A 24,710-nucleotide genomic window follows, 5' to 3' on the forward strand; every position below is an offset into this window, starting at 1 on the left:
GGCAGGATATTTTACGTTGAACGAGTGACCTGGGCGCGGCCTGGGGACAACCTATGTGGATAGTAAGACTGGCGCTGGCGCGGCCCTACACCTTCGTGGTGATGGCGCTGCTGATTCTCATTGGCGGAGTGCTGACGATTCAGCGCATGGCAGTGGATATTTTCCCCGATATCCCGATTCCGGTGGTGGGCATTGTGTGGACGTATTCGGGCATCGCGCCTGAGGAGATGAACCAGCGCGTGGTGGTGCCCGTGGAGCGCGCCATTACCACGACCGTGAGCAACGTGGAACACTTGGAAAGCCAGAGCCTGAAGGGCATCGGGCTGATAAAGGTGTTTTTGCAGCCCGGCACCAACCCCGATGGGGGGGTAGCGCAGCTCACGGCCATTTGCCAGACGCTGTTGCGGGTGCTGCCGCCGGGCATTACACCACCGCTCATTATCCGCTACTCGGCTTCTAACGTGCCGATTGCGCAGACCTCGCTCAGCTCCGAAACTCTGGGCGAATCGGACCTCTATGACGCGGCCAATGCCTTCATCCGGCCGGGGCTGGCGGTGGTGCAGGGCGCCTCGGTGCTGCTACCCAACGGCGGCAAGCCCAAGCAGATAATGGTGGACCTCGACCCGCAGAAGCTGGCCGGCAAGGGCTTGAGCGCCGACGACGTGGTGAACACCCTCACGAGCCAGAATATCATTATTCCGGCCGGCTCGGCCAAGATTGGTAACCGCGAATACGACGTGAAACTTAACTCCAGCCCGGAGGCGGTGGCTACGCTCAACGACCTGCCTATCAAGACGGTAAATGGCGTGACGACCTACATCCGCGACGTGGCGTTTGTGCACGAGGGCTCGGCGGTCCAGCAGAATATCGTGCGCCAGAATGGACGGCGCACGGCCATTATTCCCATTCTGAAAAGCGGCGCGGCCTCGACGCTGGACGTTATTGACAAGATTAAGAAAGCGCTACCGAATATCCAGGCCAATGCCCCGGCCGGCCTGAATATCAAGCTGTTGTTTGACCAGTCGTTTTTCGTGCGGGCCTCCATTAAGGGCGTAATTGTGGAGGCTAGCATTGCGGCGGCGCTCACGGCGCTCATGATTTTGCTGTTTCTGGGCTCGTGGCGCTCCACGCTCATTATCGCCATCAGCATTCCGCTCTCGATTCTGGTCAGCATTATTGTGATGAATATTCTGGGCCAGACCCTGAATATTATGACGTTGGGTGGCCTCTCGCTGGCGGTGGGCATTCTGGTGGATGACGCGACGGTGGAAATCGAGAATATTCACCGCAACATGGGCCAGAAAAAGCTGCTCAAGCGCAGCATTCTGGATGGAGCGCAGCAGATTGCTACCCCCGCGCTGGTGGCTACGCTGTCCATTTGCATTGTGTTCGTGCCGGTGTTCTTTTTAGGGGGGGTAGCGTCGGCCATTTTCGCGCCGCTGGCTACGGCCGTGATTTTTGCCATGCTGGCCTCGTACATTCTGAGCCGGACGCTGGTGCCCACGATGGTGATGTACCTGCTGCGCAACGAGTTGCCCATTTACCACGCGCAGGAAGAGGAGCAAGTGCCGAGTGCGCACTTCCGCAACGGCCGCGAGGTGACGCAGGGTGAGCGCGACCTGGCCCGCCTGCACCGCGAGCAGTTTGAGCGCGAGCATCCCAGCGGCACGGCCGAGGAAGAGGCCGAGCGGGGCATTACCGACGAGGAGCGCCAAGCCGGCAAAGCCATTACTAAGACGTGGGTGTGGCGCCTGCACACGGGTTTTGAGCATCATTTTGAGAAATTCCGGCACGGCTACAAGGGCGCGCTCGACTGGGCGCTCGGCAACCGCGGGTTGGTGGTGACGGCCTTCGTGGTGCTGTTCGTGGGTTCGCTGGGGCTGTTTCCGCTGATTGGCCAAAACTTCTTTCCGACCGTGGATGCCGGGCAGCTGCGCCTGCACGTGCGGGTGCCCACCGGCACGCGGATAGAGGAAACGGAGCTACGCTTCCGGCAGGTAGAGGGCGTGATTCGGCAGGTGATTCCGGCCAAGGAGCTGGATTTGGTGCTGGCTAACATTGGCCTGCCGGTAGTATCTATCAACCTGCTGCTGAGCGACAACCCGACCATTGGGGCCGGCGATGGCGAGATATTGGTGAGCATGAAGGAAAAGCACGGCCCCACGGCCGGCTACATCCAGGAAATCCGCCGCAAGATTCACCAGCAGTATCCCGACCTGATTGTCTTTTTTCAGCCGGCCGATATCGTGAACCAGACGCTGAACTTTGGCCTGCCCGCGCCCATCGACATTCAGGTGACGGGCCGCAATACCAAGGCCAACCAGGAAATCGCGGCGCAGCTGAAGAAGCGGATAAACAACGTGCCGGGGGTAGTGGATGCCTTTATATACCAGGCTTTTGACCAGCCGCAGCTGCGCCTGGACATTGACCGGGTGCGCGCCCAGCAGGCCGGCCTGGCCCAGCGCGACATTGCCAACAACCTACTCGTGAACCTGAGCAGCAGCACCCAAACCAACCCCAACCAGTGGCTGAATCCGCAAAATGGCGTGAGCTACACCGTGGCCGTGCAGACGCCGCCCAGCAAGCTCGCTAACCTGAATGAGGTCGGCAACATCACGGTGACGGGCCCCGACCAGCCTACCCCCCAGCTGCTGACCAGCTTCGCCCAGATACGCCGCACCCAGACCTCGGCCGTGGCCTCGGACTACAACATTCAGCGCACCGTGGACCTCTACGCCAGCGTGAGCGGCCGCGACCTGGGCGGCGTGAGCAAGGATATTCGCCGCATTATTGCCGACGCCGAGAAGCACCTGCCCAAGGGCACGACCATCGTGATGCGCGGGCAAGTGGAGTCGATGCGCACGTCGTTTATCGGCCTTGGGCTTGGTCTGGCGGGCGCTATCGTGCTGGTTTACTTGCTGATGGCGGTGAATTTTCAGAGCTGGCTCGACCCGCTCATCATCATCACGGCTTTGCCGGGCGCGCTAGCGGGCATTTTGTGGATGCTGTTTGTGACCCAGACCACGCTGAGCGTGCCGGCCTTGATGGGTGCCATTATGTGCATCGGGGTAGCCACGGCCAACTCCATTCTGCTGGTGACGTTTGCTAATGAGCGGCGCGAGGAAGAGCCCGACCTAAGCCCCCGCGACGCGGCCCTGGACGCCGGCTTCACCCGCCTGCGGCCAGTGCTGATGACGGCCCTGGCCATGATTATCGGTCTGCTACCCATGTCGCTGGGCCTGGGGGAGGGCGGCGAGCAGAATGCTCCGCTGGGCCGCGCCGTAATCGGCGGGCTGATGCTGGCAACCGTTACCACGCTGTTTTTCGTGCCGATTATGTTTTCTTACCTGAAAAAGAAGGAAGAGCAGCCGGCCGAGGCTGAAGCTCAGCCTGAACCGCAGGCGCAAGCCGCTTAATTAGTTACTAATAAGGAAGTTATTATTCCGTCAGTCCGTCAGCCCGTCATTCCGAGCTTGCCGAGGAATCTCGCTCGCCTCGTGGAACGAAGCCCCAACGGCCCGAGCGAGATTCCTCGGCAAGCTCGGAATGACGGGCTGACGGACTGACGTTCTAACGAGCTTATGGACTGACGGGCAGCCCTTTGCCACTTCCCAAACTGCTTTACTTTTTACATGTCAACTGACTCAACTGCACCTACTTCCTCTGGCAAGGGCCGCTTCTGGCTGGTTATGCTGGTTTTGCTGATTGTCTTCGGAATTCTGTTTCTGGTAGGCTTCCTACCCCGCCTCAAGCACAACAAGGCCCGCGATGAAGAATCGCAGACCCAGGCCAGCGCCAAGCCCGTGGTGACGGTGCAGCGTGCCAAGCTGGCCCCCGACACCACCACCATAACCCTGCCCGCTGACCTGCGCTCGAACCACGAAACGTTCGCCTTTGCCCGCGTCAATGGCTTCGTGCAGAGCTGGACCAGCGACATCGGCCAAAAGGTGCGCAAGGGCCAGGTGCTGGCCACCATCGCTACCCCCGAGCTGGACCAGCAGATTGCCCAGGCCCAGGCCAACCTGGCGCTGGCCCGCACCTCGTTTGGCCGCCTCACCAGCGTGACACTGCCGGGCGCCGTGTCGCAGCAGGAAGTGGATGCCGGCCGGGCGCAGTTTGCCGCCCAAGGTGCCGCGGTGAAGCAGCTGCAAGCCCAACGCGCTTTCCGGCAAGTAGTTGCCCCCTTCAATGGAGTTGTAACGCAGCGTAATGTGGACGTGGGCACGCTCGTAACGGGCGGCAACGCCACGGGCACGCAGCTCTTCAAAATCGAGCAAACCGACACGCTGCGCGCCTTTGTGGACGTGCCCCAAAACTTCGTGCCCGGCATCCGGCGCGGGCTGCGGGCCGACGTGCTGGTGCCCGAATTTCCGAACCAGCCCTTCGAAGGCCGGGTGGCCCGCGACGCCGAAGCCCTCGACGCCCAGACGCGTACACTGCGCACCGAAGTAGTGCTGCCCAACCGCGGCACAAAGCGCCTGTTGCGCCCCGGCGTGTACGGTCAGGTGCGCTTCCGCCTGCCGCAAAGCGCGCCGAGCGTGCTCATCTCGGCCAATGCGCTGGTGCCGGGCATCGACCCCAAAGTAGCCGAGGTGCGCGACGGTAAAATTCATTTCCTACCCCTGACTTTGGGCCGCGACTTCGGCTCGACCATCGAAGTAACCAAGGGCCTGAAGGGCGGCGAGAAGGTAGTTATAAATCCTGCCGAAAACCTGACCGAAGGCCTGGCCGTGGATACCAAAGCCGCTCCTAAACCGGCCAAGCCGGCCGGCCCGCCGCCTGCTAAGCCCCGCGCCAACGACCCTGATGCGCCGCGCGTGTCGTCGCCGGTGGCGAAGTAATGTAGTATGCGTGTGGGTCGCCCTCCGCGGGTTACCTCACCCCCTAGCCCCCTCTCCCGCGGAGAGGGGGGACTAGTTCTAGTTTTAGCTTAATAGTCTAAAAACTATGCTAAAGCTAGTTCCCCCTATCCGCAGGAGAGGGGGCTAGGGGGTGAGGTGAACGTGGAGGACGACCGCCGCTCCATCCTCGATTCCAGCAATTAATGCGTATTTCCCTTGTCCTGCTCACCCTAGCGCTGGGCGGCTGTGCCGCGAGCCACTACACCTACGACCCGCCGGCCGTGGCTGTACCCACGGCGTTTAAGAACACGGCGGCCGTTGACTCGCTGGGCCGGGGTAGGGCCGAAGTACCTGCGCCCACCGTGGCCGACACCGCCTCGAAGGCGCGCCTGGCCCAGCAGCCGAGCCTGCCCGCCTGGTGGGCTGTGTTTAATGACACGACCCTGACGCGGCTGGAGGGCCAGGCGGGTAGCCTCAACTTCACGACGCGGGCGGCGCTGGCCCGCCTCGACCAGGCACGGGCACAGTTGCGCGTGGCCGAGGCCCAGCGCTCGCCGGTAATTGCACTGGCACCCCAGGTGTATAATTCGCGGCTTTCGGCGCTGCGACCGGTGCAGTCGGCAATTATTCCGGCGGTGGCGGTGCCGCAGCAGCAGTACTATGTGCCGCTCAATGTGAGCTACGAAGTGGACCTGTGGGGCCGGCTGCGGCGCGGCGCGCAGGCGGCCCGCGCCAACGAGCAGGCCAGCGAGGCCGACGAGCAGGCCGTGCGCCTGAGCGTTTCGGCCGATGCGGCTAACTCGTATTTCAGCCTGCGCGGCCTTGATGCCGAGCTGTTGGTGCTCGACAGCGCCCGCCAGGCGCGGCGCTACAACGTGCAGCTGACCGCCGCCCGCTTCAAGGCCGGCGTGGACAATGAAATCGGCCTGCGCCGCGCTGAAACCGAGCTAGCCAACGTGGAGGCCAGCGCCATTGAGCTGCGCCGCCAGCGCGCCGGGCTGGTGGCCTCGCTGGCTACGCTCACCGGGCGGCCAGCCAGCAGCTTTGTGCTGCCCTCGCTGGCGCCCGACTCGGTGAGCTACCAGAGCGCGCTGCCGACTACGGGCATCAACCCTACCCCCCCCTCGGCGGCCGTACCCGCGCTGCTGCCGCCACTGCCCGCTATTCCAGCCACGCTGCCGGCCAGCCTGCTCACGCGGCGGCCCGACCTGCGCCGCCAGGAGCGCCTGCTGGCCGCCGCCGACCTGCACGCCGACCAGGCCCGCCTCAACCGCCTCCCTACCCTCCTGCTCAACGGCTTTATCGGCCCGCAGAGCAGCCATGTCGGTGACGTGGCCAAGGTGGGCAACGGCCTCACCTACTACGTGGGCGGCGGGTTTAATATTCCGCTTTTTGACGGCGGACGCTTGCGCGGGGCCGAGCAGCTGGCCCGCGCCCAGGGCCGCGAGCAGGTAGCCACCTACCAGGGCACGGCGCTCACAGCCTACCAGGAAGTAGAAACCGCCCTGGCCGACGTGCGCGCCGGCGAGGCCCAGCTAGCGGCCCAGCAGCGGGCGCTGCGCGCCGCCCGCCTGGCCGGCCGCCTCACTCTGGAGCGCTACAAGCGCGGCCTCTCCGACTACTTTGCCGTAGTGGATGCCGACCGCCAGACCCTCGATGCCGCCCGCCTAGTGGTGCAAACCCAGGCTACGCAGCTGCGCGCGGCCGTGGCGCTGGTGCGGGCGCTGGGCGGCGGCTGGCAGTAGCCAAGCTACCTCGGCCGGGTGATTACACTCAGTGTGAAGCAGGGTGCGGAGCCAGCCCCGCACCCTGCTTTTTTTCGCAGTCCACTTCGTGAAGAGTAGTTGGCAACTATTAGGGGGATAGTGGGTTACTTTGTCACTGTTTCACCCATTTTTCTGCTCACTTATGTCACCTACTACTCGCAATACCGTTGCCTGGATTTTACAAGCCCTGCTGGCTTTTGCCTTCATAGCCTCCGGCATCAGGAAGTTTCTGCACTTGTCTGATACCGTGACCATGTTTGCCGGCCTCGGCGTGCCGGGCTGGTTTGCTTACCTCATTGCCAGCAGTGAGGTGCTGGGCGGCATCGGCTTGCTGTTGCTGCGCTTCGTGCGCCCGGCCGCTATGGGTCTGATTATCATTATGCTGGGCGCTGTTTTCATGCATGCCACCAAGATTCCAGGTGGGTTGGCCAAGGGCGTGCCGGCCATCGTGCTGCTAGTGCTTTTGTTTGTAGTGCTGGCACTGCGCCGACAAACTTCGAGAATAGTATAATTTTAATATATTCCAAGTAAACGCCGCTAATTAACCCGCACACGCTGAAGCGTATGCTACAGTTCGCCAGGCCAGCCGCCCGGCGTTTTTTATGCAAATCCTATATTCTTACCTGCGTCGCTACTGGGGCCTGCTGGCGCTGGCGCTGGTGCTGGCGGCCGTCAACCAGGTTTTCTCGCTGCTTGACCCCTACATTTTCCGCAAGCTGGTGGACCAGTTTGCGACGCGCTACCCCGATATGACCGGGATGCGGCGCGTGCCGTTCGCGCCGTTTTTCCGGGAGGCTATTCCGCTGCTGGCCATGATGTTGGGGGTAGCGATGGTGTCGCGCATTGCCAAGAATTTCCAGGATTACTACGTCAACGTCATCACCCAGCGGCTGGGGGCCACCATGTATTCCGACGGCCTGCGGCACTCGCTCGATTTGCCCTACCAGGTGTTTGAAGACCAGCGCTCGGGCGAGACGCTGGGCAAGCTCCAGAAGGTGCGCCTCGACGTGGAGAAGTTGATTCAAAGCTTTGTGAACGTGCTGTTTACGGCGCTGGTAGGCATTATTTTCGTGATGTGGTACGCTATCAGCGTGTACTGGCCCATTGCGCTGGGCTACTTCCTCACCATTCCGCTGCTGGGTATTCTGAGCTTTGCGCTGAGCAAGCGCATCAAGGTGATTCAGAAGACCATCGTGGCCGAAACGACCTCGCTGGCCGGCTCTACTACCGAGAGCCTGCGCAACATTGAGCTAATCAAGAGCCTGGGCCTGGCCCAGCAGGAAACCGACCGCCTGAACGGCATCACCAATAAAATCCTGAAGCTGGAGCTACGCAAGGTGCGCTACCTGCGCTCGCTGAGTTTCGTGCAGGGCACGTTCGTGAACTTGCTGCGCAACATTATCATCTTGCTGCTCTTGTACTTGCGGGTGCAGAACCACATCAGCCTGGGCGAGTTTTTCTCGTTCTTTATCTACTCGTTTTCCATCTTCGGGCCGTTGCAGGAATTTGGCACCATCATCGGCAACTACCGCGAGTCGGAGGCGTCGCTGGCTAATTTTCAGAAAATACTCGACACTCCGCGCGACGTGAAGCCGGCCCATCCGCAACTGGTGGAGCATATTGAAACGCTGGCTTTTGATGACGTAACGTTCAAGCACCTCACGGCCCCGCTGCCGGCGCTGGCGGGCATTTCGTTCCGCGCGAAGCTGGGCGAAACCATCGCGTTCGTCGGCCCCAGCGGCTCGGGCAAAACCACGCTCGTGAAGCTGCTGGTGGGCCTCTACCCCCCGCTGTCGGGCGAGATTCTGTACAACGGCATTTCGAGCAAAAATGTGGACCTGGACCAGCTGCGCGAGCAAATCGGCTTCGTAACCCAGGACACCCAGCTTTTTGCCGGCACCATCCGCGAAAACCTGCGCTTCGTCGCGCCCCAGGCCACCGACGAAGAGTGCCTGCGCGCCCTGCACCAAGCGGCCGCCGACACCCTGCTGGCCCGCGCCCCCAAGGGCCTCGACACCGTGCTGGGCGAAGGCGGCGTGAAGGTGAGCGGCGGCGAAAAGCAGCGCCTCAGCATCGCCCGCGCCCTGCTACGCCACCCTACCCTCCTGGTTTTCGACGAAGCTACCTCAGCTCTGGACTCGCTCACGGAGGAAGAAATCGGGCGCACGGTGCGCGAGCTGTCGGGCTCGCGCCAGCACATTACGGTGCTCATCGCCCACCGCTTAAGCACGATTCTGCACGCCGACCGCATTTTCGTGCTGGAGCGCGGGCAGGTGGCCGAAGCCGGCGGCCACGCCGAGCTGCTGGCTCAAAAGGGCCTCTACTACGCCATGTGGCGGCAGCAGATTGGCGAGCGCAAGGAGCCGGCGCTGCAACAGGCGTAGAGTACAGGGTGTACGGTAAGCTTTAGCTTGCCGGAAGGGAATCGGACGGTAGGAAAGGGTCGCGTCCGCACACTCACCGGCGCGGCCTGGTGCCCGTCGAGGGCCAGCACGTTCAGCACGTCGGTGCCCGCCACGGGTCCTGGCTTACCGTCGAGGTAGGCCGAGGGCACCATGTTGGCATCCGACAGCGCCAGCAGGATTTTGGCCTGAAAGGCATCGTCCGCCGTGGCCGCGGCAGGCATCCCGGTCGGGACTTGCGCCCGCGCTGGGTCGGGCGTTAGCAAAATGTTGATTAACAGCAGAAACAGCGCTGCTAAGCGGTGGCGCATAGGCGGAAAATTACGGGCAGAAATAGTCATTTCGAGAGTTTATTAGGTAAAGACCCTCCCCGTAATTCTACCCGCACTTTTCCTTACCGAATGGGTAGTTCCGGTCGCTTTCCCGTCGGGCGTAGCCGGCCCCGGCCGGTCGCTAATGATTACTGCGCTGAGAAGCGGAAGGCGGCCGGGCTCAGGCCGGTTTTGCTTTTGAAGAGCCGGCTGAAGTAGTGCGGGTATTCAAACCCCAGCCGAAAAGCCGTCTCGTTGATGGAAAGCGAAGTGCTGAGCAGCAGCTGTTTAGCCTGCTCAATTAGATGGTGGTGGATATGCTGCTGCGTGGTTTGGCCGGTGAGAGTGCGCAGCATATCGCCGAGGTAGGCGGGCGACACGTGCAGCGCATCGGCGAAGTACTGCACCGTGGGCAGGGGTAGGGAATCGGCCCGTACGAAATAGCCCCGCAGCAGCCCTTCAAAGCGGCTCAGCAGGTCGTGCTCGGCCGTGCGCCGGGTTAGGAACTGGCGGTGGTAGAAGCGGTTGGCGTTACCGGCGGCCCCTACCCCCCTACTTATCGCCGATGAGCACTTGCGCGCCGTTGCTCTTGCCCATAATAATGACCTTGGCATTGGGCGAGGTAGCGATGGCCTGCTGGGCCTTGATGCTTTCGTATTGCAAGAGCTTGTCGCTCAGCTCGGTGTTCACGATGCGCTGGTAGTCGGCGATGCCCTGGGCCTCCACGCGCTTGCGCTCGGCCTCCTGCTTTTCCTTTTGCAGCACGAATTGCATTTTCTGGGCGTCCTGCTCGGCCGAAATCTTGCTCTCGATGCTGCGCTTCACCGACTCGGGCAGCTGGATGTTGCGAATGAGGAGCTGGTCGAGCTTAAGGCCATTGCTGTTAAAATCCTTCTCGATGGCGGCCAGGATGCGGGTTTGAAACTCCTCGCGCCGCGTCGAATACAGCGCCACCGCGTCGTAGTACACGGCATTGTCGCGGATGCGGGTGCGGGCGATGGCACGCACGATTTTCTCCTGGTAGTCTTCGCCGATGGTGGACAGGATTTTGGGGGCCTCGCTGGGCACCACGTGGTAGAGCACGGTGAGGTCAATCACGACTTCGAGCCCATCGGCCGAGAGCACCCGGATGGCATCGTCGCCGGCCTGCTGCCCCTCGGTGCGCACCGCCGACATGGTGTAGTTCTGAGTGCGGGTGTCGAAGCGCGTGACGCTCACCAGCGGGTTCACCACGCTCAGGCCCGGCTGCAACACCCGGCCCTCCACCTTGCCAAACAGCGTTTGCACGCCCACCTGCCCTACCCCCACCTGCACCACCATACTCGACACCGCGCCCAGCACCAGCAGCGCCGCGCCCAGCACCAGCAGCGCCCCGCGCCACCGCGCAAAGCCCTCGGAATAGCGGTTGGCATTAAAGCCCAGAATGAGCGCGATAAACCCTAAAAAAATAAGCAGCATGAGAAAAAAGGGAATAAAGTAGGGTGCGGGGCTTGCCCCCGCCCAGCGTTGAACGAAGGTACGCGCGGGTGTTTCCGTTCAACTTTTACTCGCTGAATACCAGTCCAGCATTACCCCCACCAAGCCGCCAAACGCAACTTTTCGCCGGCCTCACCCGAATGAAGGGCTTATGCATTTTACCGTCATTACCCCTACCCACCGGCGCCGCGACCTGCTGCCCGAAACCATTGCCAGCGTGCGCGCCAGCATTTCGGCTCCGCTCGATTTCTCGGTTGAGCACCTCATTTACCAGAATGGTCCCGACGATGGCACCACCACCTACCTCGCCGAAGCCGCCGCTCAGCCCTATCCCCCCCTGCGCCACTGGCAGCACCCCGAGCGCCAGCGCCCCGGCTTTGCCCGCAATGAGTTGAGCCGGCACGCACCCGCCGACGCCTGGGTGGTGCCCCTCGACGACGATGACCTGCTATTGCAACGCGCCCTCTATCACTACGGCGCGGCCATTGCGGCGCACCCCGGCCGGCCCTGGCTGGTGGCCGATTTCCTGCGCGTGGATGAGCACGGCCGCTACCTGCCCGGCGAAGACTATTATGCCTGGAAATTTGACTCGCCCACGGCCATGCTCACGGCCATCTTCCAAGCCGAGCATTTCATCCAGGGTAACGTGTGCTATACCAAGCAATTGCTGGACGAAGTAGGCGGCTACGACGCCGAGCTGGCGATGGCCGAGGATTTGGATTTATACGTGCGCTTTCTGCTGGCCGGGCACCTGCCGGTGGTGTGCGCGCACTGCAGCCACCTGCACCGCTTCCACGCGGCCAATACCAGCCAGGGCGTGGACGCCGCCAAGCACAACGCCGATTTACGGGTTATTTATGCTAAGTACGCCAGCCAGTTACGCGCGCTGGGCGTGGCTGCGCCGGGTACGTAGCGGGCCAGCGTGGCACTTTGCACTTAACTAAGATTTTTCATTGTTGAACAGGTAAAAGTAAATATCTAGCTAATAAATAAACATATAATCAAATTAGGTTTCTTAATTTGACTACTTATCCCCGCTCACTCGCCTTTTTCTGCGTCTCTTATGTGCCTACTCGCTACCCCCGCCGTTTCCGTGGTTCACGCCATTGACGTTGACTGTCCGGTGGCCAAAGCATTTGATTTCATGCAGGATGTGCAGCAGTGGCTGCCCTGGGCCATGCCGCAGGCGCAGGTGCTGCTGCCCCTGCACCTAGGCCAACAGCTGGTGAAAACGGCTCATGGCCTGGCCAAGCTGCAACTGCGCGGCAACCAGGCCCTGGGCACGCTGGAATATGAGCTGGTGGCCGCCACCAAGTCCTCAAGCTCGTGCTGGAGCAGGGCTAACCCAGCCGCCGGCTACGACGGGGTTTTTATCTGGCTCCGGTAGTCGAAACGCTGGCCTTTTCCGTATCCTACCAGGTGTCACCCAAAAACAGCCGGGTGCAGTTCGGCCTGGGTTTCCGCACCGATAAGCAAGCGACGTCCCACGCGGCCCCGCCGACGTGGCGGGCCCGCTGGCCGATAATTTGCCCTGCCTGGTGGCCTACCCCCTAACCTTTGCCGGGTTTTGGAGTCTGAGTAGTGAAAGCCTTTCAGCTTTGCTACCTTGGAGGTGCCGACGAGCGGCAGCCGGTTTTCGCAATTTCTTGAATTACATCCATTTTTTATTTCTCAGGCACTGGCTGTCCCGCGTGGCCGGCGGGCTGCTGCTAGTTGTGGCCGCGGCAGCCACGGGCTGGTCGCAGACCATCGTTTCGCCCGGCCTGCACCCGGCCGACGCGCCCGCCCCGCTCGACGTCGCCGACCTTGGCCACCGCCTCTACGCCCGCATTCCGGTCCACGACTCGCTGGGCTTGCAGCGGGGCCGCCGCATGCTGCTGCTGGTGCCCGTGGTGGGCTACTCGCAGCAAACCAGCGGCGTGGCCGAAGTAGCGCTGGACCTGGCTTTCCAGCGGCCCGCGGCCAACGTCTCGACCGTGGTGGGCGCGGCCGAATACACGCTTAATGACCAGCTTATTTTCACGCTGGCTTCGTCTATCTGGCAGCCCAATAATGCCTGGGATTTTGTGGGCGACTGGCGCGTCATGCACTATCCGCAAAGCACCTACGGCCTGGGCATGTTCACTTCCACCACCGGCGGCGTGGTGTCGATGGACTACCAGTATTTCCGGTTTTACCAGAGCGGCCTGCGGCGCGTGGCCCCGGCCTGGTACGTGGGGGTAGGCTACCAGCTCGACGACCACTGGGGCATCGTGAGCCGCAACAGCCGGCGTGAAGTCACCTCTATTTCGCGCTACAGCTACGGCGTGTCGGGTCGGTCCATCTCGTCGGGGCCGGTTCTCAGCTTGCTGCACGACAACCGGGGCAACGCCATTAACCCGGCCGGCGGCTACCTGCTCAACGTGCAGTATCGCCCCAATCTGAAAGGGCTGGGCAGCGACACGAATTACCAGACCCTGCTGCTCGAAGGTCGCTTCTACCTGCACCCTTCGCCCAATTCGCCCAATATCCTGGCGCTGTGGTCATATAACACCTTCACCCTCAACGGTAATCCGCCTTTTCTGGACCTGCCCGCCACGGGCTGGGATATGTACGGCAACACCGGGCGTGGCTTCATCCAGGGCCGGTTTCGGGGCAAAAACTTCGTGTACACTGAAGCCGAATACCGCTTCGGCATCACCCGCAACCGCCTGCTCGGCGGCGTGGTCTTCACCAATGCCCAAAGTGTAACCGAACTGAGTGTGCTGCACGGCCGCGTTATAGATGGCACTTTCGAAAAGGTAGTGCCGGCCGTGGGCGGCGGCCTGCGCCTCAGCCTCAACAAGTCCTCGCGCACCAACTTGGCCGTGGACTACGCCTTCGGGCTCGACGGCTCACACGGCCTAGCCCTGAACCTGGGGGAAGTATTTTAGAAATTGCTTTTGCTAAAGGAAGGGAAAGCTATACCTTAGCGGGCCAATTTTCCTACCCCCCCACCCATGACGCCCGCTACTTCCTCCGATATTCTCCTCTACCAGTCGCCCGACGGACAAATCCAGCTCGACGTGCAGCTCGACCACGACACCGTGTGGCTGACGCAGGCGCAGATGACAGAGTTATTTGATGTTTCCCGGCCAAACGTTACGATGCACCTACGTAATGTTTTTACAGAACATGAATTAGAGGAAAAAGCAGTTAGTAAGGAATCCTTACTAACTGCCGCCGATGGCAAGTCCTACCGTACCAAGTATTATAATCTCGATGTCATTATCTCAGTTGGCTACCGGGTAAAGTCGAAGCGCGGCACCAGCTTCCGCCAGTGGGCCACGCAGGTGCTGCGCCAGTACCTGGTGCAAGGCTACGCGCTGAATGAGAAGCGCCTGCGTGAAAGCGCCCGCCAGCTGGCCGACCTCAAGCGCCTCGTGCAGCTGCAAGCTGAAGTGGCTAGGGGCCAGGAGCTAACCGCCGACCAATCCGACGCGCTGCTGCGCATCCTGGGCGACTACGCGCGCGCCCTCGACGTGCTCGACCAGTATGACCACCAGCGCCTGCGCGTGGCTCGCGACACGGTAGCGCCGGCCGCCGACGCCAACTTTGAGCTGACTTACGAAGATGCCATGCGGGCCATAGACGCGCTGCGCGGGCAGTTTGGCGGCTCCGAGCTGTTTGGACGCGAAAAGGACCGGTCGTTTGAAAGCTCGGTGCGCACTATCTACCAGAGTTTTGGCGGACAGGATATGTATCCGAGCGTGGAAGAAAAGGCGGTTAACCTGCTGTATTTCATACTAAAAGACTATGGACTGTAAGTCCATAGGTTTAAGGGCGAATGAAATTCGGCGGTTTCGGCTAAAGCCGACTGAAAGCCAGCTACTAAAGTAGGTTATTCCAGAATGAAATTCTCGTCCCCGTTGGGCTGGTCTTTGTGATGGTTTAAATACGCCTCCAAGATGTCATCCGTGATATTTCCTACGCTCCACGCTCCGTAGCCAATACCCCAAAAATGCCCGCCCCAATACCGACGCTTGAGTTCGGGAAATTCCTGCAACAGGAGCTTGGCGCTTCGTCCTTTTAGCCGGCGCATGAGGTCACTCACACTCAAGAAAGGCGGATACGACACATGTAGATGAATATGGTCTTTGCTCACCACCCCTTTGAGAATCTGCACATCCAACGTATTACAGGTTTGCCGCAACAAGTCCCGACAACGCAGTTGCACCTCCCCCACCAAGACTTTGTAGCGGTACTTCGTGCTCCAGACCAAATGCACATCTAGCTTATGAACCGAGTGACTACCTGTGCGCTGCTTCATGCCGCAAAGCTACCCAACTGCCAAAAGGGAGTAGCAACTAAAGTCTTGCCCTAAAGGGCATAGCTTTAACTAGCGTACCTGAAAAGTAAAAAATCACTCCTTTTCGGACGGGAATAAGCGCATCGCGGCCTTCCTGTTCGTGTATTTTCTGGACCGTAACGGCTGCCTCTACCTGCCCGACGGCGCGCGGCGGCTGGCCGATAATGCACTCGTGGCCCTCACGCTGCTCATCGCCGAGAGCCGCCCCGAGGACAAAGACGTGATGGCCACGCTGGTCGTTAACCTCATAAACAGCGAAAACTAGCTCCGCGCAGCCAGCCGCGTAGCAATGTATCCGCGAAATCTGCTAAATCCGTTTGAATCTGCGGTTAGCTTTGCGGTATGGAGTATCAGCTAACCAAGCTCGCCGCCATCGATATTGGCTCTAACGCCGTGCGCTGCCAGATTTCGGCGGTGCTTTTTTTTAATGGGCGCTACCGCCTCAAGCGCGTTGAGTACGTGCGCTACCCCCTGCGTTTGGGCGAAGACGTGTTTGCCACCGGCGAAATTCCGCCGCGCAAGGCCGATAAGTTCGTCAAGTTTCTGCACGCGCTCAAGCTCCTGATGGAGGTGCATGAGGTGTCGCACTGCCTCATTTGTGCCACTTCGGCCATGCGCACGGCCAGCAACGGCGCGGCCATTGCCGCCCGCATCAAGCAGGAGCTGGACATGGACATCCACATCATTGATGGCCAGGCCGAAGCCTTGTATATCAACCGCGTGATTGAGCACTTGCTCGAAGACAACCGCCACTACCTGCATATCGACGTGGGGGGGGGTAGTACCGAGTTCAACATCTACCACGACCGCCGCAAGGTGGCCGCGCAGTCGTTCGAAATCGGTTCCATCCGGCGCATGCAGCAGGAGGAAAGCGGCCGCACGGTGGAGGAAATGAATGGCCTGTGGCAGCGCATGGAGGTCTGGGTGCGCGAAAACGCCCGCCGCTACCACGTCACGCGCGCCATCGGCACGGGCGGCAACATCAACAAGCTTTACAGCATGTCGCCGGCCTCGCCCAACAAGCCCGTGACCAAGCGCAGCGTGCAGGCCCTGCTCGACCGCCTCGGCGCCATGAGCATGAACGAGCGCGTGAACGTGGCCATGCTCAACCCCGACCGCGCCGACGTCATCGTGCCCGCCGGCCATATCTACCTCGCCGCGATGGAATGGGCCGGCGTCAGCAGCATGATAGTGCCCGATATCGGCCTGAAAGATGGCATGCTGCAAGCGCTGTTCGAGCAATTTTTCGACGAAATCAGCCCCACCGTGCACCCCAGCATCCTACCGGTGGCCGACGTGGAAAACGGCCCGCTGGTGTAGTCGCCTACCCTCGTCTGTCATTGCGAGCGGAGCAAAGCGAAGCGCGGCAATCTTTCCTTCACGCCAGGATTATTATCCCGACGATTAGGAAAGATTGCCGCGCTTCGCGTTGCTGCGCTCGCAATGACAAAAGCTCCCTACCCCTCGTCCACGACGATAGCGGCGATATCAGCTTCGTTCTCCACCTCATCTTCCATAATGGCATCACCCTGGCCGAAGCTATCGGCCTCGACGTCAATGGCGGTCAGATTGGGTGCTACGACCTCGGCGGCCAGGCGGAGGCGCTGGGCGGCCTGCTCGTGGAGCAGGGCTAGCAGGCCTTCGGGCGTGGCCTGGGCCAGTTGCGCGTCGTCGGGGCGGCGGTAAAAGTCGCGGTGGATGTTGACGGGCGCTTCGCCAACGGCGGGCACCTGCCGGATGTAGGCACCGTCTTCGCGCATGACGTAGCTGTTGAGGTTATCGAGCAGGTTGAGCTGCAAAATCTGGATGGCTTCGCGGCGCAGCTGCGGGTTCACAATCAGAAACAGCGCCTCGATGCGACGGTCGAAGGAGCGCACCATCGCGTCGGCCGAGCCGGCGAAGAGCTTGGCCTCGCCGCCGTGGTAGAAATAGAACAGGCGCGCGTGCTCCAGGTATTCGCCCACGATGCTCTTCACCTCGATATTCTCGCTCAGGCCCGCCCGGCCCGGCCGCAGGCAGCAGATGCCGCGCACGATGAACCGCATGGGCACGCCGGCCTTGCTGGCCTTGTAAAACTCATCGATTAACTCCCGGTCTTCCAGCGAGTTCATTTTCATCACGATGCCGCTGGGTAGGCCTTTTTTGGCATTTTTAGCCTCCTCGCGCACCAGGTGAATGAGCTGCTGGCGCATGTCGCGCGGGGCCGTGATGAGGTACGCGTAGTCGTCGGGCTGCGAGTGGCCAGTGATGACGTTGAAGAATTCTGACACGTCGTGGCCGTACGTGTCGTTGGTCGTGAGCATGCTCAGGTCGGTGTAGAGGCGCGAGGTTTGCTCGTTGTAGTTGCCCGAGCCGATATGCACGTAGCGCGTCACCTTCTCGCCTTCCTTGCGAATAATCATCAGCATCTTGGTGTGGGTCTTGTATTTCCCTACCCCATAGATGACGAAGCAACCCGCCTTTTCGAGCCGCGCGCCTTCGCGGATATTACGTTCTTCATCGAAGCGCGCCTTCACCTCAAACAGCACCGACACGTGCTTGCCGTTTTCGGCCGCCTTAAGCAGGGCGGCAGTCACGCGCGAGTCTTCGGCCAGGCGATAAATCGTCTGCTTGATGCCCAGCACCTGCGGGTCTTCGGCGGCGCGCTCCAGCAGGCGCACCACGGTTTCGATGCTGTTGTAGGGGTGGTGCAGCAGTACGTCGTGGTGCTTGAGGTACTCGAACATGTTGTCCTCGGCACCTTCGGGCAGGCTCAGGGGCAGCACCGGCGCGGGCAGCTTCGCGCCTTTGCCTTTGAAGGAAGGGTAGCGCAAAATCTGGTTTAATCCCTTCATATCCAGCAAGACCGGAATCACGAAGATGTTGCCGTTGTCGATGTTCCAGCGCTCGCGCAGGATGTTCATGAGGTAAGCCGAAGCGTCGGGCTCGACCTCCACGCGCACCACCCTACCCCGCTTGCGGGTCTTGAGGCCGGTCTGAATTTCTTTGATGAAATTGCTGTCGATATCCTCCGATTCTTCCAGTGTAAAATCGCCGTTGCGGGTGATGCGCAGCAGGTCGGCCGACACGATTTCGACGTTGCGAAACAGCTTGGGCAAGTTGGCCCGCACGATTTCCTCGATGGGCACGAACACCACCCGGTCCTTGCGCGTGATTTCGAAAAACCGCGTCAGGTTCTGCGGAATCTGCACGAACGTGAGGCGCTCCTGGCCCCGCTCCAGGTCGGGCAGCATAGTGGCGGCCGGGGCACCTTCGCTACCCCCCACTTCGCGCGTGACCACGCCAAAGGTCAGCACCTGGTTGATGATGAGCGGAAAGCCGTGGTACGAGTCGTACACCATCGGCGTGAGCAGTGGGAAAACCGTGTTTTTGAAGTAGCCTTCGACCTTTTTCAGCTCAATCTCGGTCAGCTCCTCCATCCGCCGAATGCTGAAACCGTTCTTCTCAAACTGCGGCTTCAGCTCATTTAAGTAGGTCAATGACTGGTCATTAACGAAGCGATGCGCAAAGTCGAGCAGCTTGCGCCGAAACGGCAATTCGCGCAGCCCCGAGTAGTCGACGCGCTCCTTGCCATAGTCGAGGTAATTGTAGAGCGAGCCGACCCGAATCATGAAAAACTCGTCCAGATTCGAGCTGGTGATGCTCAAAAAACGCAGCTTATCAAACAGCGAGCGGCCAGGGTCCTTGGCCTGGTCAAGCACACGGTAATTAAAGCGCAGCCAGCTCAGGTCGCGGCTGATGTACTTGCTTTTGCGGATAAGGTCGGCGGATTTAAATAACTTCATAAAATCGCGGATTTAGCAGATGGCGCGGACTTTGCGGATTCGGGCGGCGCGGGGCGTGAGCAATCTACCGGAATAGCTTCCGAATAAACAAAATAACGACGTGGGGCGGGGAGCTGGGCCGTAGCTATACAAGAAAAGTTGGGGGCAAGCTGAAAACGACACGGTTTGACGTAGTGAGGTCGCACTTTTGTCACGCTCCTACCCCTACCTCACTCCTCACCCTACGTTTTTCTCAGATGCGTCAATTAAAGCTATCACGCCGGCCCGCCAACCCCACCTGGGAAGCCGACCGCGCCCAGTTCCTACCCCTGCTCCAAAGCCTCGCCGCCGGCGAGCCCTTGGGCCTACTCGCCGAAGATGAGGAAAAGCTGCTGCAATTTATTGCGTCGGTGGCCTGGCAGTACCAATGGCACGGGGTAGCATGGGAAACATTGCTGCGCGCAGGATATAAAGCAGCAGTTGAACACGTTGCTCATTGCGCTGGCCGAAAGGAGGAGGTTGGCAGGTTTTTGGCTTGGGCGGTGCGGCAGGGAATTTTACGAATACCCCCCAATGATAGAGGGAATTATTATAAAGAAATTGTAAAATAAATTTCTTTGATATTTTATATAATAATTTTTTTACGATATAATCATGACAATTAATCAAAAACTTCACGCTCTTTACGATTCGAAATGGCAAGGGCTAACTTCTGCAATGCAGCCTATTCTGCAGGATGCCAAACCTGAAGAGCTTCCTGCAAGCCCCTTGTTATTAAAAGTTGGTAATGAGCAAGCCCACCAAAACGCCGATATCAAAATTGTCATCTTTGGTCAAGAAACTAACAGTTGGTATGAAAGCTTCCACGGAGATACAGATGCTATTTTGGGTTACTACGACAAGTTTTTTAACAGTGGTGACTATAAAAGATATGGCGGGCAATTCTGGAATGGTGTAGCCCGCTTTATTTCTATGTTGCAGGAACGCTACCCATCCAAGACCATTCATCTACTTTGGAATAATCTCGTAAAAATTGGCAAGGACGCAGGTAGAGGATTTCCCTCTAATATTATTCATGAAGTAGAGCGGCGAGAGTTGGATGTTATTCAAGAGGAACTGTCTATTTTACAGCCAACTATCGCCTTATTCTTTACAGGGCCGAATTATGATAGCATTATTGCTGAGGTGTTTCACAATCCTGAATTTTACCCTATAATGGATAATTTCTCGGTTAGGCAGTTAGCAACCTTAACTATCCCAAATGCTGGACAAGCCTTCCGCACCTATCATCCTGGCTATTTGTGGCGAAATAATATCAACCACTATTTTCAAGCAATTATTAACAAAGTCACCTTAGATTAAGACGATGCCTGCCCACGCGCACCTGCTCCGCCACTATCACCTGATACAGCGGCTTCAGACGACGCGGGGGCGGGCATTTGCTTTCCCGGAAATTCAGCGCTACTTGGTGGAAGAAACCGGGGTAGGCGATTTTGGCGGCTACGAGCTGCGCACGTTTCAGCGCGACTTCTCGGTGATTGCCGAGCAGTACGGCATCACCATAAAGTACGACCGGCGGCTGGGCGGCTATCGCATCACCGCGACAGAGCCGGAGCTAGCCGACCAGCGGCATTTGCTCGAAGCCGTGGCGCGGCAGGAGTTTCTGCGGCTGCCGCAGGCGCTGGGGCAGCTCGTGCAGCCCGAAACGCGCCGGGCGCAGGGCCTGGAGCACTTGCGCCCGCTGCTGCGGGCAGCGCAGGCGGGCCAGCTCGTCACGTTTCAGTACCAGAAATTTTGGGAAGACGCGGCGGTGGCGCGCACCGCGGGGTCGCTGCTACTCAAGGAGTTTCGGGGGCGCTGGTACGTGCTGGCCACGATGGCCGGTAGCGGTTGGCTGGCCTGCTTCGGGCTCGACCGCATTAGCGCGTTGCGCCTGACAACGCAGCCGTTTGGGCCGCCCACTGGCTTCGATGCGGCTGCATACTACGAAAATGCCTTCGTATTATTCGGCCTGACGAGAAGGAGCCGCGGGAAATTATCCTGCGCTTGGAGCCGGTGCAGGGGCGTTATATGCTGGCCTACCCCCTACACACCTCCCAACGCGTGCTGACGCAAAATGACGAGGAAATTCGCTTGGCGCTCACGGTCTTTGACACCCACGACCTGCGCATGGAATTGCTCAGCTACGGGCCGGCGGTGGGGGTGCTGGCTCCGGCTGGGCTGCGCGAGTGGCTGCGGGCGCAGCATACCGCAGCCGCCAGGTAGCTGAGTCGCAAGCCTTCGCCGGGTGCCCTACCCCCTCTCTACCCCACGTTCTCAAACACGTCGGCCCACTGCACTTGCAGCTCCGGCAGGGTGCGGCAGGGCACCAGGCCGGGCTCGTAGTAGTCGCCCTGGAGCTGGTAATCACCGTCTTGCAGCGTGTAAACCGAGATGTTGCGCTCGCCGGGAGACACTATCCAGTACTCATTGACCCCGTTTTCGGCGTAGAGGTCGAATTTAATATGGTTGTCGTAGGCGGCGGTGCCGGGCGAGATGATTTCGATAATCCAGTCGGGCGCGCCGAGGCAGCCGCGGCGGTCCAGCTTGGCGGGGTCGCACACCACGCAGAGGTCGGGCTGCACCACGGTGCGCACCTGCGCGTCGCCGTTGCCGGTGCTGCGGGTCAGCCGCACATCGAAGGGCGCGGCGAAAACGCGGCAGGTTTTTCCTTTGAGGTAAGTGTATAACTCACCGGAGAAATTCATCGAGCATTGCTGATGCGCGGTGACGGGGGCCGACATTTTGCGCATCACCTTGCCGCGTATCAGCTCCACGTATTCCGTGAATTTCCAGCTTAGGTAATCGGCGTACGTGTACGACTGGCTCAGGTCGAGCTGCGAGATGTCGGTGATAACGGGGGGCAGCGTGGGCGTCATATCAGCAAGATAAGCCAAAGAAAGCTACTCGGGCCGGGTGCGGCGGGGTAGGGTTAGCAGCAACAGTAGAAAGGCGGTGGCCCCGAGACTGTACCAGGTAATGACGGGCAGGCCACGATAATAAGGCATTTGGGGGGGGTAGTGGCCCAGCAGGCTGAAGCCCGCGAACATGAGGCTGCCCAGCATCAAGAGCGCCAGGATGGTGCGGCTCACCAGTTGGTCGGCCTTGCGCAGCAGCGTGTTGTAGCCGCTCAGCTCCACCTTCACCCGGAGCTCGCCCTTGCTGATTTTGCGCGTTATCTGGCGCAGGTCGGTGGGCAGGGTCTGGAGCAGGGCCAACAGTTGGGTGCCGGTGTACTCGGCCTCGTTGAGCAGATTGGCCGGCGAGTATTGCTCTTTGAGAATGCGCGCGCCGTAGGGCCGCACGAATTCGAAGGTATTGAAGCTGGGATGCAGCACTTTACCAATGCCTTCAAGGATAACCAGCGCCCGCAGAATGAGGAACACCGCGCCCGGCACTTGCAACTTATACTGGTAAATAATATTCTGGAGCGAATCGGCCAGGTCGCTCATGCTCATATCCTGCACGTCGAGCACCGCGAAATCTTCGATGAGCTGGCCCAGGTCGGCCTCGAAGGCGCGCATATCCGGGATGTCGCTGCTGAGGGCCAGGCGGCGGAAGTTGAGGGCCATGCTGCGCGCATCCTGCCGGGCCATGCCGATAAACACGCCCGCGAAGGCGTATTTCTGCTGTTTGGTGAGCTTGCCCACCATGCCAAAATCGATGAGCACCAGCGTGCCGTCGGGGCGCACGAGCACGTTGCCGGGGTGCGGGTCGGCGTGGAAAAACCCGAACTCAAAAATCTGGGTCAGGTAGATGTCCATGCCCGTTTCGGCCACCACTTCGGGGCTCAGACCCCAGGCCAGCAGCTGCGCCTTATCGGTTATCTTACAGCCATCTATGAACTCGATAACCAGGATTTTGGCCGTGCTCAGCGCGCGGTAGGGCTGCGGAATGTAGAAGGTTTCATAATTCTCGTAGAGCTTGCGCATCTGCTCCATCGAGCGGGCCTCAGACGTATAGTCCAGCTCCTTAGTCATGCTGCGCTCGAAGGCATCCACCACGTCCTGCGGGTTGGCCAGGCCCTGGTTGCGCAGGAAGCCAGCCGTGAGGCGCACCAGCTCGTTCAACAGGCGCAGGTCGCCCTCCACTTTTTCGCGCACGCCAGGCCGCTGAATTTTAATGACGACTTCCTCGCCCGTTTGCAGCCGCGCCCGGTGCACCTGCCCGATGCTGGCCGAGCCAATGGGCACGTTGTCGAACTCGGCGAAGACCTCGGCCAACGGGCGGCCCAGCTCGGCCTCAATTATCTGGCGGGCTTCCTCGACCGGGAAGGGCGGCACGTTGCTTTGCAGCTTCTCAAACTCGTCGATGAGGGCCTGGGGCAGCAGGTCGGCGCGGTTGCTCAGGGCCTGGGCCAGCTTGATGAAGGTCGGCCCTAACTCTTCAATGATGAGCCGGATGCGCTCCCAGCGGGTAGTTTCAAATACCGGACGGTCGTCGTTTTCCAGCCAGCGCAGGCGGCGGCTCTGGCTCACGAGACGACGCAGGGGCGTGGTCGTCACCACGTCCTCGAAGCCGTAGCGCAGCAAGACTTCGGCCACTTGCCGAATGCGCGTGAGGTTGGAAATTGTGTTCTTAAATAGCACGAACGCGGCGCGATTAGCTGGTTTTGAGGCAAGCGGCAGCCCGGCGTAAGTCCTGCCGGGGTTGGCTTGCGTATAAGGACTTGCCTTTTGCCCAAAGCTACGCCGCCGGCCAGCAACCCGAAGCGGAGCGCCGGTGGGCGGAAACCAGTGCGGTTCTTGCCGCCCTACCCCCTCTCTCCTACCCGCCCATGACCAACCGCCTACACCTGTTGTTTGAGCAGCTCGACCTAGCTACCGAGCATGCCCTGGCCACGGCCGAGGCGCTGGGGCCGCGTGCTCACACGCCGCCCGTGCCCGGCGAATGGGCCGCCGCCCAGGTCATTCACCACCTGCTGACGACCGAAAACAGGATTGTGCAGGCGCTGCGTAAAACGCTGGCCGCCGACACCGGCGCGCTGCGCCCCGGCTCGTACAAAAACCGCCTGCGGGCGCTGCTGCTGCGACTGGCACTGCGCCTGCCCGGCCTCAAATTCAAGGTGCCGCCGCTGCTGGCGCCGCCGCCCGCGCCCGAAACTATCGCGCCGCTGCCCGCCCTGCGGGCCGAGTGGGCCGGCGTGCGCCGCGAGCTGGAGCAGGTGCTGCACGAGTTTCCGGGCACCAAGATTAACCACACGGTTTTTCGGCATCCGCGCGCCGGCTGGCTCACCATTGGCCAAACGGTGACGTCGGTGCTCGACCATACGCTGCACCATCAGCAGCAACTCAACCGCATTGGTAAAGTGCTGAAATGAGGGGGTAGGGCACGTTTGTCATTGCGAGCGCAATGACAGGCTGCTTTTACTCCTTTCCTACGGCCAGCGCCTGGGCCAGCTCAGCGGGCGGGGCCGTGAGCTTGCGGCGGTCGAGGTCGAGCCAGGCACCATCGACCTCCACGGTGGCGGCCACGCGGCCATCGGCCTTGTAGATGGTGTGCAGGATAGTCCAGCGGGCACCGTCAGGAGTAGCGGCCGTTACTACCCCTTCCACGCGAATGCTTTCACCGCCGTGCAACTCTTTCAGGAATTTGGTTTCCTCCCGAAAAAGAATGGGGCCGACGCGCAGCTCGGCAAATTTCTGGACGGTGTAGCCCAGGCTGGCGAGCCAATGCACGCGCTGGTCGGCGGCAAAATCGGCGTAGGCCGAGTGGCGCATGTGGCCGTTGGGGTCCAGCTCGGCCCAGCGCACGGTGTAAGTTTGACTATGATTCATAAGAAGT

Annotated in this window: 19 protein-coding genes and 3 pseudogenes; 14 read left to right on the top strand and 8 right to left on the bottom strand. The window is 60.5% G+C overall.

All coding sequences use genetic code 11. From position 1 onward, the window contains the following. The first annotated feature begins 53 nt into the window (after positions 1–53). The 5 genes from A0257_06600 to A0257_06620 all read left to right on the top strand — a co-directional run bounded on the left by A0257_06600 (position 54) and on the right by A0257_06620 (position 8,991). A complete protein-coding gene (locus A0257_06600) occupies positions 54–3,416 on the top strand; it encodes an RND transporter (protein ID AMR26812.1) in 3,363 nt (1,120 codons plus the stop codon). A gap of 273 nt (positions 3,417–3,689) precedes the next feature. After that, on the top strand, positions 3,690–4,841 hold the full coding sequence (locus A0257_06605; protein ID AMR26813.1) for a hypothetical protein: 1,152 nt from the start codon (positions 3,690–3,692) through the stop codon (positions 4,839–4,841). Between the two features lie 203 nt (positions 4,842–5,044). Then, positions 5,045–6,586 carry a hypothetical protein gene (locus tag A0257_06610; protein ID AMR26814.1) on the top strand — a complete coding sequence of 514 codons (1,542 nt, stop codon included), beginning with the start codon at positions 5,045–5,047 and terminating at the stop codon, positions 6,584–6,586. 163 nt (positions 6,587–6,749) lie between these two features. Continuing rightward, positions 6,750–7,118 carry a hypothetical protein gene (locus A0257_06615; GenBank protein ID AMR26815.1) on the top strand — a complete coding sequence of 123 codons (369 nt, stop codon included), beginning with the start codon at positions 6,750–6,752 and terminating at the stop codon, positions 7,116–7,118. Positions 7,119–7,209: 91 nt separating this feature from the next. Beyond that, positions 7,210–8,991 carry an ABC transporter ATP-binding protein gene (locus A0257_06620; protein ID AMR26816.1) on the top strand — a complete coding sequence of 594 codons (1,782 nt, stop codon included), beginning with the start codon at positions 7,210–7,212 and terminating at the stop codon, positions 8,989–8,991. On the opposite strand, the gene A0257_06625 is transcribed toward A0257_06620, so the two are convergent. The 3 genes and pseudogenes from A0257_06625 to A0257_06635 form a co-directional block, all read right to left on the bottom strand. Next, a complete protein-coding gene (locus tag A0257_06625) occupies positions 8,931–9,320 on the bottom strand; it encodes a hypothetical protein (protein ID AMR26817.1) in 390 nt (129 codons plus the stop codon). The two genes, A0257_06620 and A0257_06625, sit on opposite strands and share 61 nt — an antisense overlap. Positions 9,321–9,469: 149 nt before the next feature. Further along, positions 9,470–9,850: pseudogene (locus A0257_06630) on the bottom strand (AraC family transcriptional regulator). A 22-nt stretch (positions 9,851–9,872) separates the two neighbouring features. Next, complete coding sequence (locus A0257_06635) at positions 9,873–10,778, bottom strand: band 7 protein (GenBank protein AMR26818.1); 906 nt, start codon at positions 10,776–10,778, stop codon at positions 9,873–9,875. A 169-nt stretch (positions 10,779–10,947) separates the two neighbouring features. Here A0257_06635 and A0257_06640 point away from each other — a divergent pair, with 169 nt between their 5' ends. The 4 genes from A0257_06640 to A0257_06655 all read left to right on the top strand — a co-directional run bounded on the left by A0257_06640 (position 10,948) and on the right by A0257_06655 (position 14,581). Next, on the top strand, positions 10,948–11,709 hold the full coding sequence (locus A0257_06640; protein AMR26819.1) for a hypothetical protein: 762 nt from the start codon (positions 10,948–10,950) through the stop codon (positions 11,707–11,709). Positions 11,710–11,859: 150 nt separating this feature from the next. Further along, positions 11,860–12,183 carry a hypothetical protein gene (locus A0257_06645; protein AMR26820.1) on the top strand — a complete coding sequence of 108 codons (324 nt, stop codon included), beginning with the start codon at positions 11,860–11,862 and terminating at the stop codon, positions 12,181–12,183. A 295-nt stretch (positions 12,184–12,478) separates the two neighbouring features. Then, the gene (locus tag A0257_06650; protein ID AMR29649.1) at positions 12,479–13,708 is read left to right on the top strand and encodes a hypothetical protein; all 1,230 of its coding nucleotides are present in this window, start codon (positions 12,479–12,481) and stop codon (positions 13,706–13,708) included. A 66-nt stretch (positions 13,709–13,774) separates the two neighbouring features. Then, a complete protein-coding gene (locus tag A0257_06655) occupies positions 13,775–14,581 on the top strand; it encodes a hypothetical protein (GenBank protein AMR26821.1) in 807 nt (268 codons plus the stop codon). A gap of 74 nt (positions 14,582–14,655) precedes the next feature. On the opposite strand, the gene A0257_06660 is transcribed toward A0257_06655, so the two are convergent. Continuing rightward, complete coding sequence (locus tag A0257_06660) at positions 14,656–15,084, bottom strand: transposase (protein ID AMR26822.1); 429 nt, start codon at positions 15,082–15,084, stop codon at positions 14,656–14,658. Positions 15,085–15,465: 381 nt separating this feature from the next. On the opposite strand from A0257_06660, the pseudogene A0257_06665 reads away from it, so the two are divergent. After that, positions 15,466–16,365 (top strand): annotated as a pseudogene (locus tag A0257_06665) (phosphatase). Between the two features lie 434 nt (positions 16,366–16,799). Here A0257_06665 and A0257_06670 read toward each other — a convergent pair. Continuing rightward, positions 16,800–18,908, bottom strand: a pseudogene (locus A0257_06670) (RNA degradosome polyphosphate kinase). A gap of 236 nt (positions 18,909–19,144) precedes the next feature. Between A0257_06670 and A0257_06675 the strand changes: the two are divergent. The 3 genes from A0257_06675 to A0257_06685 all read left to right on the top strand — a co-directional run bounded on the left by A0257_06675 (position 19,145) and on the right by A0257_06685 (position 20,997). Further along, positions 19,145–19,498: a hypothetical protein gene (locus A0257_06675; GenBank protein ID AMR26823.1), complete on the top strand. Its 354-nt coding sequence runs from the start codon at positions 19,145–19,147 to the stop codon at positions 19,496–19,498. A gap of 106 nt (positions 19,499–19,604) precedes the next feature. After that, on the top strand, positions 19,605–20,249 hold the full coding sequence (locus A0257_06680; protein AMR26824.1) for a hypothetical protein: 645 nt from the start codon (positions 19,605–19,607) through the stop codon (positions 20,247–20,249). A 4-nt stretch (positions 20,250–20,253) separates the two neighbouring features. Further along, the gene (locus A0257_06685; GenBank protein ID AMR26825.1) at positions 20,254–20,997 is read left to right on the top strand and encodes a hypothetical protein; all 744 of its coding nucleotides are present in this window, start codon (positions 20,254–20,256) and stop codon (positions 20,995–20,997) included. A gap of 193 nt (positions 20,998–21,190) precedes the next feature. Here A0257_06685 and A0257_06690 read toward each other — a convergent pair whose 3' ends face one another. Together A0257_06690 and A0257_06695 are read right to left on the bottom strand one after the other, a co-directional pair. Continuing rightward, positions 21,191–21,805 carry a restriction endonuclease gene (locus A0257_06690; GenBank protein AMR26826.1) on the bottom strand — a complete coding sequence of 205 codons (615 nt, stop codon included), beginning with the start codon at positions 21,803–21,805 and terminating at the stop codon, positions 21,191–21,193. Between the two features lie 24 nt (positions 21,806–21,829). Continuing rightward, on the bottom strand, positions 21,830–23,515 hold the full coding sequence (locus tag A0257_06695) for a ubiquinone biosynthesis protein (protein AMR26827.1): 1,686 nt from the start codon (positions 23,513–23,515) through the stop codon (positions 21,830–21,832). Between the two features lie 80 nt (positions 23,516–23,595). On the opposite strand from A0257_06695, the gene A0257_06700 reads away from it, so the two are divergent. After that, positions 23,596–24,246 (top strand): hypothetical protein, encoded by a 651-nt coding sequence (locus tag A0257_06700; GenBank protein ID AMR26828.1) that lies wholly within the window; start codon positions 23,596–23,598, stop codon positions 24,244–24,246. A 46-nt stretch (positions 24,247–24,292) separates the two neighbouring features. Here A0257_06700 and A0257_06705 read toward each other — a convergent pair whose 3' ends face one another. Further along, positions 24,293–24,703, bottom strand: a complete 411-nt coding sequence (locus A0257_06705) for a hypothetical protein (GenBank protein ID AMR26829.1) — start codon at positions 24,701–24,703, stop codon at positions 24,293–24,295. Positions 24,704–24,710: the final 7 nt, after the last annotated feature.

The sequence above is a fragment of the Hymenobacter psoromatis genome (assembly GCA_001596155.1).
Lineage (GTDB): Bacteria > Bacteroidota > Bacteroidia > Cytophagales > Hymenobacteraceae > Hymenobacter.